General features: G+C 45.6%; 14 protein-coding genes and 2 pseudogenes. 4 read left to right on the top strand and 12 right to left on the bottom strand.

What is annotated here, in order from left to right; translation table 11 throughout:
* Positions 1-214: 214 nt before the first annotated feature.
* Entirely contained in the window at positions 215-2,056 is a 1,842-nt protein-coding gene (locus AB4H76_RS18480) for a hypothetical protein (RefSeq protein ID WP_053266527.1), read from the bottom strand.
* Here AB4H76_RS18480 and AB4H76_RS18475 point away from each other — a divergent pair.
* From AB4H76_RS18475 to AB4H76_RS18465, 3 genes are all read left to right on the top strand, one after another.
* Positions 1,946-2,380, top strand: a complete 435-nt coding sequence (locus tag AB4H76_RS18475) for a helix-turn-helix transcriptional regulator (RefSeq protein WP_369781404.1) — start codon at positions 1,946-1,948, stop codon at positions 2,378-2,380. The genes AB4H76_RS18480 and AB4H76_RS18475 overlap by 111 nt on opposite strands.
* A gap of 30 nt (positions 2,381-2,410) precedes the next feature.
* Complete coding sequence (locus AB4H76_RS18470; RefSeq protein ID WP_040206445.1) at positions 2,411-3,919, top strand: DUF3987 domain-containing protein; 1,509 nt, start codon at positions 2,411-2,413, stop codon at positions 3,917-3,919.
* A 282-nt stretch (positions 3,920-4,201) separates the two neighbouring features.
* A complete protein-coding gene (locus AB4H76_RS18465) occupies positions 4,202-4,900 on the top strand; it encodes an inovirus Gp2 family protein (protein WP_088543150.1) in 699 nt (232 codons plus the stop codon).
* Between the two features lie 51 nt (positions 4,901-4,951).
* Here AB4H76_RS18465 and AB4H76_RS18460 read toward each other — a convergent pair whose 3' ends face one another.
* On the bottom strand, positions 4,952-5,425 hold the full coding sequence (locus AB4H76_RS18460; RefSeq protein WP_053266529.1) for a hypothetical protein: 474 nt from the start codon (positions 5,423-5,425) through the stop codon (positions 4,952-4,954).
* A 64-nt stretch (positions 5,426-5,489) separates the two neighbouring features.
* A complete protein-coding gene (locus AB4H76_RS18455) occupies positions 5,490-6,698 on the bottom strand; it encodes a tyrosine-type recombinase/integrase (RefSeq protein ID WP_016239817.1) in 1,209 nt (402 codons plus the stop codon).
* Positions 6,699-7,213: 515 nt separating this feature from the next.
* Here AB4H76_RS18455 and AB4H76_RS18450 point away from each other — a divergent pair.
* Complete coding sequence (locus tag AB4H76_RS18450) at positions 7,214-7,999, top strand: aminopeptidase (RefSeq protein WP_001086142.1); 786 nt, start codon at positions 7,214-7,216, stop codon at positions 7,997-7,999.
* 136 nt (positions 8,000-8,135) lie between these two features.
* Here AB4H76_RS18450 and ykfM read toward each other — a convergent pair whose 3' ends face one another.
* The 9 genes and pseudogenes from ykfM to tssE all read right to left on the bottom strand — a co-directional run bounded on the left by ykfM (position 8,136) and on the right by tssE (position 15,514).
* Positions 8,136-8,615 carry a protein YkfM gene (ykfM, locus tag AB4H76_RS18445; protein ID WP_001236649.1) on the bottom strand — a complete coding sequence of 160 codons (480 nt, stop codon included), beginning with the start codon at positions 8,613-8,615 and terminating at the stop codon, positions 8,136-8,138.
* 9 nt (positions 8,616-8,624) lie between these two features.
* A complete protein-coding gene (locus tag AB4H76_RS18440; RefSeq protein ID WP_000908057.1) occupies positions 8,625-9,539 on the bottom strand; it encodes a hypothetical protein in 915 nt (304 codons plus the stop codon).
* Between the two features lie 43 nt (positions 9,540-9,582).
* Positions 9,583-10,065: an Hcp family type VI secretion system effector gene (locus AB4H76_RS18435; protein ID WP_001284199.1), complete on the bottom strand. Its 483-nt coding sequence runs from the start codon at positions 10,063-10,065 to the stop codon at positions 9,583-9,585.
* A 23-nt stretch (positions 10,066-10,088) separates the two neighbouring features.
* Positions 10,089-10,802 (bottom strand): annotated as a pseudogene (locus tag AB4H76_RS18430) (VasL domain-containing protein); the annotation flags it as partial.
* A pseudogene (locus AB4H76_RS18425) lies at positions 10,801-10,899 on the bottom strand (type VI secretion system lipoprotein TssJ); the annotation flags it as partial. The pseudogenes AB4H76_RS18430 and AB4H76_RS18425, both read right to left, overlap by 2 nt.
* Positions 10,896-12,176 (bottom strand): type VI secretion system-associated FHA domain protein TagH, encoded by a 1,281-nt coding sequence (gene tagH, locus AB4H76_RS18420; RefSeq protein WP_077492735.1) that lies wholly within the window; start codon positions 12,174-12,176, stop codon positions 10,896-10,898. The gene tagH and the pseudogene AB4H76_RS18425, both read right to left, overlap by 4 nt.
* Positions 12,177-12,200: 24 nt before the next feature.
* The gene (gene tssG, locus AB4H76_RS18415; protein ID WP_420062612.1) at positions 12,201-13,283 is read right to left on the bottom strand and encodes a type VI secretion system baseplate subunit TssG; all 1,083 of its coding nucleotides are present in this window, start codon (positions 13,281-13,283) and stop codon (positions 12,201-12,203) included.
* Positions 13,247-15,097 carry a type VI secretion system baseplate subunit TssF gene (gene tssF, locus AB4H76_RS18410; RefSeq protein WP_077492734.1) on the bottom strand — a complete coding sequence of 617 codons (1,851 nt, stop codon included), beginning with the start codon at positions 15,095-15,097 and terminating at the stop codon, positions 13,247-13,249. Before tssF ends, tssG begins: the two co-directional genes overlap by 37 nt.
* Before the next feature lie 3 nt (positions 15,098-15,100).
* Positions 15,101-15,514 carry a type VI secretion system baseplate subunit TssE gene (gene tssE / locus AB4H76_RS18405; protein ID WP_000611742.1) on the bottom strand — a complete coding sequence of 138 codons (414 nt, stop codon included), beginning with the start codon at positions 15,512-15,514 and terminating at the stop codon, positions 15,101-15,103.
* Positions 15,515-15,520: the final 6 nt, after the last annotated feature.

Here is a 15,520-nt window from a genome sequence, read left to right as displayed (position 1 = left end):
CGGATAGCATCTACGACTTACGAAATGGTTGTGGCTCTTCGGCATATCGCGATTCAAGGTTTGTATGATATCTGTAACGCACTAGGTCAATATTGTTTGAAGGCTATAAAATAGCCAATATATTGGCGTAGTATACGAGCAGAAAAATAAAAAATGAAACACACATCTCTGCTACAGCTGCTACACGTAGCAGCTGTAGCAGGGATAAAGGGGGTCACTCATCATATTTGAAAAGCTCACTGCTCAGATCGTGTATTAGCGCCATTTTTTGAGCTTTTTCACCTTCAGCTAAAGGCTTAATTTGACCTTCTCTCTCATTAACAATTCTGATAGCCTCAGCTAAAAATTCTCGTTTTATTACACGTTCTTCTGAATTGCCGACAAGTCCGTAGATATTAACTAATTTCTCCCCGGGGAGTGTCAGGTAAGGTTTTATATAATTCAGGTTAAGAATGCAGTTGTACAATGTAAATTCATTCAAATAGCTTACGAGGTTTTGTCTGCACTCCCGAACAGTTAATATTTTCTCATCTATAATTAACTTGGACAGTTCTTCGCTATTAATAATTTTATCGGCTGCATCAAGCCGTTTATTTATTTTGCCCAATGCAGATTCAACTTCATCCAGAATTCCTGTAATAGACTGTGGGTGGATGGCAGAAAGTTCAAGCTCGTTGTAGAAACTTGTCATCTGAACCATGTTATTATACTGTTTTATCGCATTCATTATTATCAAATTATTGGCGCACATAACTAATATCAAATCGGCTTGTTTAAATTTGCGGTCGATATTGATATGATCAGTAAAAACGCCTCGATGTAATAAAACTGTGTTTATATCAGAGAGTAACTCTCCATTTTTTATTGTCTTCCCTTTTAATTTGATGTTAAGAGCAATCCTGATAACACTGATAGCTGCTGAGATGAAGCCAGTAGGTAGTTCATTAAGTGAAATAGCATCAATTTTTTTCTTTGCTTCAGTTAAATCATCAATGCAAATTCTATGTATTATTTCAGTTAAGGCCAGATATGGTTTAAGCGCAAAAGAGTTTTGAGCATTCTTAAGATTGATAGCCAACTCAATTAAATCTAATTCAGAAAATACATCACCATTAAGAGAGCTGAAAACAAGATGCCAGATTACCTTGATATCCATCCATGTATCTTCATTTATCTCTATCAAATCATGTTTGTTCGTTTCTTTCTGAAACTCTTCGACTAATGATTCCAGCAGTCTCTCATCGAAGTGTTTCGATTCATAAAGATACTGATTTAATGCTGAATAATAGCTGTCATTCATTCCATCTCCCTCGTGGAGATATTTGTAAGCACTGGAAAGATACTTAGTCAGGCCGGTTCTTCGTTCAAAAGTTAGTAGGATTCGAAGAGAGGCGTAGGCAGATTTAAATTTATCCAAGCGAACTTTAATATCATCAAACGCATCATCGTCTAGAGTTTTTTGGGAATATTCAATACATTCATCTATGACGATGTTCATCCATGATTTTCTCGGGTTGCTATTTTTTCGGATGTTTCTAATTCGTTCAAATAGTGGAAGGAGAATGTTTTTATGAATCTCATCATCTGTTTTGAAAATACCACGTAAATAGTTTCTTACCCCTGCGGTGATATCCCTTTCACTATTTTCCAATGTTGGGCAATGATTACTTAACAGGAAGCTATCAATGTGAAAATAGAATCCATTATTATTACTTGAGCTGAAAGTTTTGTGTATATCAAGTGCCAGGCATGAAGAAACCCCGAGCTGGATATAACGCTCGAATACCTGGCTCCGGGTCAGAGTGCTGAACACGGGGTAAGATATAATTTGATTATAAAGCATTTCGTATTTATAGAACAAAACTCGTCGATCTTCTTCACTGAAGACCCTTTCTTTATCAATTATTTTTATTATCTCATTATAGCGTTGATTAAAAAATGCCTGATGCCGCCAAAAACTCCCATATGCACGTCTATCCCGCTGTTTACTCCCTTCCCTGAACACACCCAAGGTCTGACAGACATCGTACATCAGTTTTGCAAATGCATTTCCCACTTAGCTTCCTCCGTTTGGTTTCCGTTTTTCTACGCGGACACTATCCGAGATGTTATGGCAAATTTCGAATCGAGCCAAAGACATCCAACAGGAGAAGTGAAAATGTCGAACGTTAGTGCACAAAAAACACACTCGCTACGCATCCTGCGCATGACTGAGTTGACGGCGATTCTTGGGATCTCGCGCTCAAGTATCTACGAAAAATTGAATCCGAAATCGAGGTACTACGATGCTGAGTTCCCCAAACCAGTCCGACTAGGAGCAGCATCTGTCGGTTGGCGATCTACTGCTATTGACGAGTGGATCGCTTCCCGAACCGTTTAATTTTTTTGCAAAAAAATAAAGGATGATGCAATGAGCAACAAAAATGAAATTAATCATGAGCTTAACCTGAATTTTGATATTCTGCCACGTCATATCAGGCGATGGACTTTGTACCTACACCACATCACAGGTGTGGCTGTTGAGATTATCGTCGTTACGTTATTAGCATTTTTGGGGTTGGCCTGCCAGGATCTGTTTTGCGTTCAGTTGGGCAATAAACAGCGATTTCCTCTGGCGTTATACCTGTTGCTGCTCTCCAGGTCTGGTAGTGGTAAGTCAAGAATATACAGGTTGCTCAAGATTCCTGTAGAGCAACAGGAGCGGCGATTTGAAGACGAGTATTGTGTCGAGCTTGAGGAGTATGAACGAAGGGTCATTATCTGGCAGGCTGAGTTTAAAGTATTAAATAAGCTTTACAAAAAAGCGCTGAGTCAAGGGGGAGATACGGCTGAAACACGCAGAAAACTTGAAGAGTGTATCAGCCGCCAACCGCAGAAACCAGTAAGGAAATCCATTATTTTAACAAACCCGACAAGCGAAGCGCTCACTAAAGAAATCGGGATGGGATATCAGAATAAAGCTCTTTTTAACGATGAAGCAGCAGGTGTGTATACGAGTAGTTTGTACAACGACCCCACACCTTTCAATACATTCTGGTGTTGGGATAAAGTCACCATTAACAGGGTATCACGGGAAAGCTTTGTTATTGAAAATTATGTATTTTCATCTTTATTAATGATGCAGCCTCATCCGTATGACAATTCCAGCAAACGGAAAAGGGCCAGTATCAGATTCACAGGATTGCTGGCTCGTACCCTGATGATAGATATGGAGCAGATTACAGAGCCATATACTAACAATGAGCACAGTGCTAGGGATGAAAGCCTGCTTCAGGAGCTGTATTCTGTCATGTCACAGCTTATGGACGCCGGTGTTAAGCGAAGAGAAAATGACGATGAGTATATTGCACTTACCCTTGCCCCGGACGCGCAGGATCTAATGGATGAAACGTCGTTGAGTTTGCAGCAGCTGATGAAGCCTGGCGGTGCCTTATATCACTATGATGATATAGCTGCTCGTTTTATCGAGCAGAGCCTCAGGATTGCAGGTATTTTTCAGGTTACTGGTGACCCTGATTCGACAGAAATTGTAAGGGAAAATCTGTTGTCTGCTTTAAATCTGACTGACTGGTTTGTAAATCATTCCATTACAAAAATTGATTCCACAAGAGAGCTTAGCGATGAAGAGAAAATATTGTTCTGGTTAGAGTCGCATCTTGTAGAAAATAGATCTTTCGAATTCAGAAGAAATGACCTTATCAAAAAGGGTCCGAATTCAGTCAGGCGTGCTGAGAGGTTGATACCAGCGCTGGAAAAACTTGAGTCGAAAGGGAAGGTGCAACTATTCGAAGTGGCGGGTATAAATTATGTCAAATTTACTGGTTCAGAAATGGATCCTGTTGAACTAGCTGAGAAAACTAATACGCCCATATACCAGTCTGGATCACTGGCACTGAGTAAGCTGGCTAAGCCTGAATAACTTCAGAGTGATTTTTATTATTTATCAACGAGTTATGCTGCTCATAAACCCTGATTGGCTGCGGGTTAGAGTGTCGCGAATAATAACGTTTCTTAGTTTTGGTTAGTCGGTATATGTAATATATATCCTTATTAACATATGCCTAGATACCAGTTAACCAATCGATCACTATACCAGATACCAGCATAGCTAATCCATCTCTGTGAGAGGAACTGTACGCCTAATCACGTGGGTAGCCCACTGCTACCCATTAATCAATGAATATTACCTGAGTAATTTATTATGAGATCACCTTATGAGTTATCTGAAAAAGAATTTGAATCCCTGCTACTGGCAGCAGAAAAGAAATATGACTCCCGGTTATCACGCTATATGCTTCGTCGCTCACTTGCTGTGATATCTAATTATCTGGAAAACTATAACCGGGTATTTGCATTACGAGCTGACCTGAGATTTGCTCAGTCCCATGTGCCAGATGAGCCAGACTTACCGACATGCTTTCAGAAAGATGATGAGAAAGCCATTACTCGGGCTATAGAATCCCTTAAAAGTCAGCTAAGGGAAGAGCACAAGCGTTCTGGCAGGGCTGGTGAGCCTGTGCCACTAGGTTATATCTGGGCCAGAGAGCGTGTTACCGGGGAACACCCTCACTACCATCTGGTTCTGCTATTTGACAAAGAGGTTTATGCCTATCTGGGAGATTATACAAAGCCTGACGCTGATAATATGGGGACCCGGATACAGAAAGCCTGGTGCAGCGCCATTGGTCTTGATTATCCTGAATATGCTTATCTCCCGCATTTTCCGAAGAATCACAGCGCGTGGTTCACTCGGGATGATGCGTTAACGTTAAGTGCTGATTATTATGACTTTCTGCTACGGGTAGCCTATCTGGCCAAAGACTACAGTAAAGACTTCCATGACGGTTATCGCAACTTTGGCACAAGCCAGCTAATACAGCGATCCTTGAGCGACAAATAGAACTTCAGTTGCAGACTTGCCGATAAAAGTACAGGTCTGCATTATTCATCCTCACCCGACAAGCTGGCGATAATCGCATTCCATCTCATCAATAAAATCATTACCGATTGTCGGAAAACCATAGGTTAAGAGTTCAGTCCCTTGTATTTTAAATAAATTATAGAGATAGCTGTCCTTTTGGTGAGCGACGTGAACAGGCACAAAAGGCCTGTTTTTTACGATAGCTTCGTTTAGTTCGCTGGTGCTGATGACGTTGTATTGATCCCCTGTGATATCAATAACGTAATCACCCACTTCCAGCCAGAAGTGAGTAATCGCGCCATTTTTACCGGTGACTCCAGTGACCCCTTTCAATTCCAGTTCGGGCCATAATTGTAGAAAGTGGAAGGAAAGTAACATTAAGCAAAGCTTGCTACTTATGACAGGAAAGCCGTGAGGGATGAGGTAGGTTGTTGACGGATCGCATTTTTCGAGTAGTTCCCGAAATCTATTTGTCTCTTCACGTGCAGCTCCAATGGTAAACAAAAACGCCTCCAGGTCTATTATATGAGTGGGGTTGAAAGTCTCTGCAGATGCGAAAACGGCTTTCTCAGGTCGTCGAGACCGCAGACATAACGTAATCTGCCCATGCCTGCATCATCGGCCGTCGTTCATTCAACAGGTCGGTACGATGGTAGGCTGCTTCAGATTTGTTCCTGATAGTATGAGCCAGTGCTCGTTCAGCTAAATCATGCGGATAGCGTTGTTCACTGCACCAGTCACGGAAGCTGGAACGAAATCCATGCGCGACAGCAAATCGTCCCTGGGTATCGCTGATAGCTTTGGTTTTACGCAAAAATGATGTCAAAACCATATCGGAGAGAACAGTTTGTTTTCTGGGGGAAGGGAATACCAGCATCTCATGTAATCCTCTCATTTGTTCAAGTAGCCCAATTGCCTGCTGAGACAGAGGTACCCTGTGCCGGACACCGCCTTTCATTCGACTTGGTGGGATGGTCCAGATCTTGCGTTTAAAATCAATTTCGCACCATTCCATCGCACGAGCTTCGCCCGAACGACATGCTGTCAGTATGACAAACAATAGTAATCCTCGGGTAACGTTGTAACGATCTTCAGTATAAACGCGGCTGGCGATGTATAACGGTATGACTTTCCATGGCATGGCAGGCTGATGTTCAGTACGTATACTGGCGCTGACCTGCTGGGGAAGGAGGTGGTCTACAACATCAACAGGATTGGCTGAGCAGAACCCATGAGCCCAGGCCCACTGCATTACTTTATGAATACGCTGTTTTACCCGTCCGGAGGTTTCGGGGATAGTCATCCACGAAGGACGCAAAACATCCGCAACATTGGCTGGCGTAATCGCATCAAGAGGAACGGTCCCCATAGCAGGAAACACATGCTGTTCGAGTGTAGATATCCACTGCCGGGCATGCTTTTTGTTACGCCATCCTGGCAGCAACTCAGTATGAACTTTTCGTGCAGCCTCTTCAAAAGTCGGAATTACGATTTTGGTCGTCTCCGCTTTTTTGAGTTCAAGAGGGTCATCTCCAGCCGATAATTGTTCTCGCATGGTTTGCGCGAGTTTAGCCGCTTCGGCAATACCGATTTCAGGGTAAGAGCCAAGACCGGCATTACGTCGTTTCTGAGTGACAGGGCTGACGTAGCGTAGCACCCACTTTCCGCGTCCTTTAGTGGAAGAGGGATGTAGTGTAAGGCCAGTGACACCACCATGCGAAATCGGTTTGTCATTGGGTTTGATATGACGGGCTTTGGTATCCGTGAGTAAGGCCATAAGTGGTGGCTTCCTTTAAATCTGAGTATGTCTTCAGTATGCCATCTGGTATGCCATTAATTGAAGCTTTCTTTGGATTGGGCTAACATACATCGGACGGGTAATAGTGTGATTTACTGTATTTGTGCGGGTTTAGTTGACGTTGTCGTACCAAATCGGATTTATATCAAGCGGACGTCCGTTCCGCCAAATTCACTCATGAAAATGAGTTCAGAGAGCCGCAAGATTTTTAATTTTGCGGTTTTTTTGTATTTGAATTCCACCATTTCTCTGTTCAATGATTTTATTCTGGCGTAAGTGCGTGATTCTCGCTTGTTGTCTCATTCATTAAAATTCAATAATGATATCGAACCATTCAGCTTAAATATATTTCCAGAGAATAAATTTATATTGATTAAATGAATGTATATTTCAAATTGATTTTGTTTGTTATTATTTAAGTGGGGTATATAATTAGAGTCCGTTATCAATGCTAAATATTCTAATCATTATGACAGGCGAGGGAGTGTCCAATTATGAATTCAAAAAAGCTTTGTTGCATATGTGTGTTATTCTCGCTGCTTGCAGGATGTGCCTCTGAATCTTCTATTGATGAAAAGAAGAAAAAAGCTCAAGTCACACAAAGTAATATTAATAAAAACACTCCCCAGCAACTGACAGACAAAGATTTATTCGGTAATGAAACCACTCTGGCCGTATCCGAAGAGGATATTCAAGCTGCGCTTGATGGAGATGAGTTCCGCGTTCCCCTTAATTCTCCTGTAATACTTGTTCAATCCGGCAACCGCGCACCGGAAACCATTATGCAGGAGGAGATGCGAAAATATTATACTGTTTCCACATTCTCTGGTATCCCGGACAGGCAAAAGCCTCTGACTTGTAACAAAAACAAAGATAAAAATGAGAACGAGGATGTTGCCAGTGCTGAGAATATGAACTGGATGCAGGCACTGCGTTTTGTGGCTGCAAAAGGACATCAGAAAGCGATTATTGTTTACCAGGATACATTGCAGACAGGAAAATATGACTCTGCGCTGAAATCAACAGTATGGTCCGACTATAAAAATGAAAAACTCACCGACGCTATCTCCCTGCGCTACCTGGTACGTTTCACGCTGGTGGATGTGGCAACAGGTGAGTGGGCTACCTGGTCGCCGGTGAATTATGAATATAAAGTGCTTCCACCATTGCCCGACAAGAATGAAGCCAGTACGACTGATATGACAGAGCAGCAAATCATGCAACTTAAGCAAAAGACCTATAAAGCGATGGTAAAAGATTTGGTTAACCGCTATCAATAATAAATTATATCTGCCGCCAGGAATTTCTGGCGGCAATAATACAAAATTCTTTGCATAAGAAATTTTTCTTGACAAAGACAGTGCAAGAAAGGACATGGAATCCGGAGTTAAAAACTGTTTGTTTTAGAATATTTAATTATTTAACTGCTGAATCTTCCTTGCGAGAAATATATTCATTATTACATTTCATGCCATTTTTAATATAGATTGCTCCTGGGAAAATTCCCGTATTATTACCGCAGGGGTGATAATTAGCATTGACATATCCTGTGACAAAAGGAGCTATTAAAGGTGCTATTACGATAGCTATTAGTAAAAATATAAGAGTTAGCTGTATTGTTATGTCTGTGGCGAAATTGACTACCTTCGTTTTTTTGATTAAGAATGATTTTATTATCGTAAGTAAAATTACATGAACATTTAAAAAGGAAAACGACATGAAACCAAAGCACAGAATCAACATTCTCCAATCATAAAATATTTCCGTGGAGCATTTTATTATTGAATATAGAGGTTTAACTCCGGTAAAAAACAAAGAAGCATTGAATGCAGGGAAAAATAATATGGCCATAAAAAACATCGAAAGAAACTCTTTTAATTTAACATGTAAACGCATGGTTAATCCTCATATCACGGGTGGAGTGTTAAGAACATACATAAATGGAGTCATGTTTTCCCTTTTCCATTTATCAAGTTCCTGTTGCCGTTTTAGTCCATCTCTAATTGCATATTTTAATTTTTCTGATAAATGGCATTGAGCATCGATTTCATTTAAAACAACTGTACACACTATCCCTGTCAGTAAAATTGCTCCTCCGACAAGAATTACTGGAAAGCCAAAGCTAACACAGGCAAAAGAAGCCAGGCTTCCAATAGCGGTTGCAACACCACCGGCTATAACTGCTTTGGCCACATCCATTGAAAAATCGCCAAGAAAATTAACCAGATCTCGCTCTGAACTCATAATAAATTCTATGGTTCTCCAGGCTACTGAAAACCAGATACAGAACTTAACTCCTTTTATTGATTCAGATAAAGCTCCTCGCCAGCCAATAGCGAGTTCCAGAACTTGAGGCGCTCGTGAAGAGAAAATATATTTACCGAGCTTTTCTAAAAGCCAGGGGCTGGATGTTGTGATTTTTATATATTTCTCTCCAAGTATTTCAAAGTAACTTGCTTTTGTATACTTTAAGGCATTAAGGTTAAATATAATTTTCCCATTGTCATCAAACTCAGTCATTAATTTACTCGCGTTAACTAACCAGGCGAGTGTATCTTTTATACCTGAAGGATGTGTAGTGATAAAATGAATGTAATCAAATGATGTTATTGGGCTGAGTATTTTTTTTGCAACATCAAGTGTCAAGAGAATAACATGATGAGTGTTCTGATGCCTTAACTCATCAATGAGTGGGACGTCGTTAAGATAAGGGTGCTGAGGTACTAGCTGGTTTATCGGCTGAGCCCCCCGAAGAATGTCACCCACATAATCAGCCCACTGTGCATTCTGTGTGTTGTTGTTATTCCTTAAACCAGCCATTTTATCTCTCCGCAATAGTAATTTATTATGTTATTACAGTAAGTTACTGTACACGATCCTGCCATTTACTCATTGCATTCGTACCGGCTAACGTATGCTCCCAGGAAATATCTTCATAAATAAAGGCAATTCTCTCCTGTGGTTCCAGTTCTTTTTCCAGGACAGCATGCGGTGTGACAAAATCAATACTTGATATTCGGGCTTTTGACAGATTTATTTTATAATAAGGCTGGTAAATACCCGCTTTACTGGTTCGGTAGAGTATAAATTCACATATTGCCATTTTTTCATTGTCACTAAGTGCTTTTGCCAGCAATGGTGAGGATTTATCAACCGGTTTGGTGATAATTAATTCATGATGATTGACATTTTGACTTCTTGAGATGGAATGCATTAACGCATAAACCATGATCTGATCTTTATGTTCTGGCTGCGCTTTGTTTCCGACAGAATCAAGCGTTGAGCAACCTGCTGAAATTAGCCCTTGTGTCTCTCCACTCAAAGATAAATAACTTATATTTGCCATGATAATCTCCTTTAATTAAATAATTATTTTTCGGCCGTGGTACCGGTTGCCGCCTCTGGCATGACGTTATTCTTCAGCAGCAGCCAGCGGCTTAACACGCCTTCGAGTCGCTCATTAATTTGTTTTTCCAGCGCATCTGTATTCTGCTTCTGCGCACGGGCATCATGGTACTGCGTCAACAGAGACTCAACGGGTGTTTCCTGCCCCAGTCCCCGCTCCGCCTGCCAGATGACATTTTTGATATAGGAAAGGGTTAGTCCCTCTTTCTCGCGCTGCATCACTAGATCTGCAAAAGCATGTAAGTCCTGGCGGGTCTGCAACCAGCCACGCAACTGCGGGCTACTCTGTGCGCGGGTTTTGAGTGCCTCATTCCATTGTGTCGAGGCCTGTTGCTGTTGCAGGCTTTCCGGCCAGCGACTGTCGGCAACACGCATCATCTGCATCCCGGTTTCCAGCGGCTGTACCGGGGAGGTATCAAGAAGTTGTTGCAGCCTGCGCTCATAGTTTTCGAGTTCAGGTGAGGCCATCCACACCGTTGCTGCGCCCTGAGCGGTGTCGTTAACCTGTAACAGTTGCTGCTGCACCGGATAGACCTGCCACCACCACAATGCTGAGGCGACAGCCACTGAACAGGCGATCCCTGCGATAAACCCTCTTACCGTACTGCCTTGCTTTATCACACTGGCCTGTGGGGGATTCTCTGTCAGACTGCGCACTTCCACTTTCATCTCAGGTATCCGGGTTTTTGATCACCTCGCTGATTTTTTTCGCCGTTTCGCAGCCGGTTAATATGACGCACATCAGCACGCAGGCCAGAAACGCCTTCCTGTTCATGCTTCCGGCTCCCGCTGTTTTTCACGAAGCACCCGGTCATAGACCTGGGCGTAGACCTCGTTAAACAGCATCTCAAACCCCTGCTGGCGATCGGAGGCCAGTTCTTCGTAATAATGGCTGTACATTTGCCATGCTCCGGCATCATCCAGCGGCTGGCGCAGTTCATGGCTGCGGCGGTACTGCACAAAGCGGCGCAGCAGATTTTGTGGTGAGAAAGCATCCAGCAGGACACGAAGCGACTCCACAATCGCTGCCCGGTTAGCTTCTTCGTGGTGGCGGACATTGCGCAGGCTTTCACTGACGGCGGCGGGAGCCGCCAGATGTACCGGGCTTTTACCTTCGGCAAACATTACGTCGAGCGCGGTGGCGTAATCCATGTTCAGGCGCAGCGGGTTATCTTCCAGCGGGCGCAAATGTTTGTCTGAGAGGCTGTTACGCTGCTGCTGCAAATCGAGCAGACCTTTTATTGCGGCCTGTAACGTTCGTCCGGCCTCCTCCAGAAAATCATCCGCATCGTCGAAATTGCTCATGGTAAGCGAGCCGCCAAGACCGCGCAGTAAGGGGGTGACCGCAAGGTGGCGTTGCGCCATTTCTGCCGCAGAGACGTCGTCATTACGATCGCCGGGGCTGGCATAAATGGGCGGCAGATCCATAAACGGAGTATTGATCCCCCCATTACTTGCCGGATCGGACAGCGGTGCCGATGGCCGGACAGCCGCAATGCCTGAAAGCGGATCGCCCGTGGTAATCAGGCTTTCGGACTGAAGTGCCTGGAGTGGATCGGCAGAAAAACCGTTTACCACGGTGTCTGCAAGCTGGTGCCGGTGAGTCATTCCCGGATAGTGTGGCGCACCCTCCGTTGATAGCAGGGTATCCGTGAGCATATCGCGATTGGTAACGATGGTTTCGGGAGTGGCCATTTCCTCATCGTAATGGGGAATATCTCCCCGGTTCAGATGAACCCTCACCATCAGCCGTCCGATCTGGATCTCATCGCCCTGGCGCAACTGTATTAGGTCTGATGTTGCTGTGACTTTTGCCTGATTCAGCCACAGTTGTGCCGTCTGCGGGCGCAGACAAAATGTGCCATCGTGCAGGATAACGGTAAAAGCCTGGGCCGGAATGCTCTGCTGACGATCCTGTACCGACCAGTGGCATTCGGGGCCATGGCCGACATTTCCCTGCTGTGTGAACAGACAGCGCGCCGCCCGTCCGCTTTCCAGCTCACTGCCGTTAATGACCTGCAATGAAAGCGTCTGTAGTTTCTCTTCCGGCATATTCTGCTCCGTGATTATCATAATTTACGACCGTACCCTGATGGTGACTGAGGGGCGTTCTTCCGGTGTGCCGAGGAAGCTGGTCCAGCCCAGCAGCGCACTTTTGTTATCGCCCAGGCGCATTGCGCCCACCTGCTCCGGCGCCAGCCCCAGATGTAAGTCCCAGGCAAGCTGATCGCGCAGGATGAAGGACACGAACATCGTCAGTGGCAGGAAGTTTTCGCCGGACGGCAGAAAAGAGAGGAACTGTTTTCGGGTCAGGCTGGTAATACTGAGCTGGAATTTTCCGCTGAGATCGGGCACTCGTGTACCCAGAACAAAGTTGCCCAGTACCGATCTTCCCGCCAGTTTTTCGCCATTTTTAAGAGAATAGCTCCCCAGACTATTTTGCTGATCCGGTTCAATATCCACCTTGCGACGTTGCCAGTTTTGCAGCGTCACTTCTGACAAATCAAAGCAGTGGGACACCAGGCCACAGATTATTTCCGGGGATCGTCCCGGATTTGCCAGGATCCCGGAATACGCCAGCATTTTGCTGTGATTAATCGCCAGCTTATCGCGAAGCTGGCGGTGGCCCAGCCCGACAAGGGAGTACATGCGCTGCGAGAACGCATCCACACCGCCGTTACGAAAACTGATGTGATAGCGGTACTTACGCCAGATATGCCAGACAAACTGGGTCAGGCGGTGGCTGAACATATCCAGAAAATCACCTACCGGACTTTGTTCATGTACCGCTTTCCAGGCCAGGTGATCGAGGTAATAACCGGGGAGAGGCGACTGGCTCCCCTGTAACCCCATAAAGGTGGTGGTCATCCTGAATGCCCCTGACGTATCCCGTTTCAGCGCACTGATATCACTGCACGGGAAGGCAAGGCTGGCATCGGCGCTGAAACGCAGGGTTTCCTGTGCCGGATCGTCGCGCAGGGATAATTCTGGCGTCCCCTTTTCACCCTTTGCCAGGCGGTGCAACAGCTCCGCCATCGCAAAAAAATTGTAAGAGCAGGCATTATGGAAAACCTGTGCCAGCGGATCATTCTGCTCTTTATCTGCCGAGGGATTTCCCGGACTCAGATAAGAGGATGCTGCCCGATTCTTTCCGTCCATTTCCATGTCTCCTGGCTTTCTGTGTTCACAACGGTCAGCATGTGGAATGAGTTAACGCTGGCGTACAGCGACAGAAAATGCGAAAGCACCGTACCGAGCAGATACATTTCCCCTTCACAGACAAACGGCTCCGGGTGCAGATACAGCGTGGAGGCCAGCCCCCGGACGGGAATACCCGTAAACAGGCGATCAACGGGGCGGGTCTCCAGACGCTCAATGGCATCCAGCTTTTGTTGTGACAGCCGTGCCGTCTGCGGATGATGGATTGCGTGGCGATCAAAGTTGGCGATGACCTGCTTCAGCGCGTCCGTATCCAGTAATGACAGATAATTCAGGTTCATGGCGGAGAGCAGGGACCAGTGCAGGCTGCCATCAATGACCGGCCAGAGTGGTTGCGTCGGGCGGGTAATGTTGCGAAAGGAAGCAACAGCCGCATTTTTACCGGTTGTGCCGGTGATATCGCCGGAACGAATTTGTGACGGAAGCTCACGGTTGGTACAGGTCAGCGATACCGAAACCACTTCATTACTGAGCAGAGATTCGTCTGACGGATAACTGCCATCAGCATGTATAAAGGCAAGGGTATGATCAAAGCCGCGATGGAACAGGGATGTTTTGGTCCGGTGATGCCAGTACACCACTTCCCGCTTCCGGCTGTATTCCATCTGATGGCTGAAACTTTCAAAGGCTGGCCACTGGCGCGCGGCCTGCGTCGAAACAGGACGCCCCAGATCTTTTTTCCTGAACATATCCTGGACCTGGCTCACCACACTGTTAACGGAAAATACATCGTAATGTTGTGGGTAATGGCGGCTGGGAACCAGCGGATAGTCTGCCCGCCGGTTGTCCAGCGTGATGGCTTCTGCATGGTGGATAAATAAATTAATGGCAGGTGCGCAATACAGGCGCAGGGAATCGCGGCGCAGCCGGATGTCCACGGGCAAAGGGCGCGAAAAACGCAGTTGCAGGGTAAAGAATTCCGCCTGCAATCCGTCAGGCAAAGCCGGACAACCACAAAGATCAAAAAAGAGAAACGCATCGGGGTAACAGAAATACTCCTGAAGGATCCGGTAGCCGCTGTGGACGTTTTTCGGCCAGGGCAGCATGGCATCCTGCGGCTCAAAACCGACAGCTTTTAGCATAAACTCAGGCAGGCGAATATGCTGTTCACCCATAGTCAGGTCGGCACCCTGCAAGTATTCGCAGAACCATAAATAAAGCTGGTCACGGGTATAGTTGTCGTCATTGCCGAGCCAGAAGCGAAGTTTGTTCAGATCCAGCGTGCGGAAGTCCGTTCCCGGTGCGACCGAAAAGGTGATGTTGATAACACCATTACGGGTCGTACTGCGGTTTTCAATCTGCTCCAGGCGAACGGGCAGCAGCCAGATATCCCGGCAGAGGGTGAAGGTACAGGGAGGCGGCTCCTCCTTTTTAGCATCAGAGGGCAGCACTTCATCAACTCTGATTTCCCCGGCGTTGGTTGTAAACTGCTCATTACGGGGGATTAACACCGGTACAGAAGACTTATCCATATCCGGCGTATATTCAATAAGGGTCATTGCCGGAACCGGACGCAGGTAATTAGGCCATAGCATCTTAATAAGCCCGTGCGTCAGTTCTGGGAATTCATCCTCAATTTTCTGGCGGAGATTGCCGGTAAGAAAAGCCACCCCTTCCAGCAGGCGTTCAATATCCGGATCCGCATCTTTTTCGGCCAGGAAGCGGGTCAGATGGGGTTTTTCCGTTGCCAGCAGCTTGCTAAGCTGGCGCAGGTAATCGAGTTCTTCCCGAAAATAGCGTTCTTCAAATTCCATTTGTCAGTCCACCCGGTAATGCTGGCTGCCATTCGGTGCCATATCAAATTCAAGCACCTCATGCGTTTCGTTAAATGTCACCCAGGCTGTAATATGAAACGTCATATCCAGCGGGCTGGAGGCGGATGAAACCACTGCCTGCACTTCAGCGTGTGAGATCCGGGGTTCATAGCGTTCTATACATTGCTCGATGGCCCGACTCATGGATTCGCGGAAGTTTTCAGCCCCTTCCGGTTCATCAATGCCCAGCTCAGGCGCACCCCGGCAACTACCGGACCGGGTATTAAGAATGTTTCGTAGGTTCTGGCGAATGGATTGCCTGAGCGAATGAATACTGCCTCCCTGCCGGTTTCTGGCCGAAGAGGCTTCCATACGCTCAAAAAGAGAACCTGTGGTTCTTTCCCGATCCGGTATCATGGTGTG

It is taken from the genome of Escherichia sp. UTM R2 (genome assembly GCF_048593455.1).
Taxonomy (GTDB): domain Bacteria; phylum Pseudomonadota; class Gammaproteobacteria; order Enterobacterales; family Enterobacteriaceae; genus Escherichia; species Escherichia coli.
Note: the sequence above shows the minus strand (reverse complement) of the source record. Positions and strands in the feature narration are given on the sequence as shown.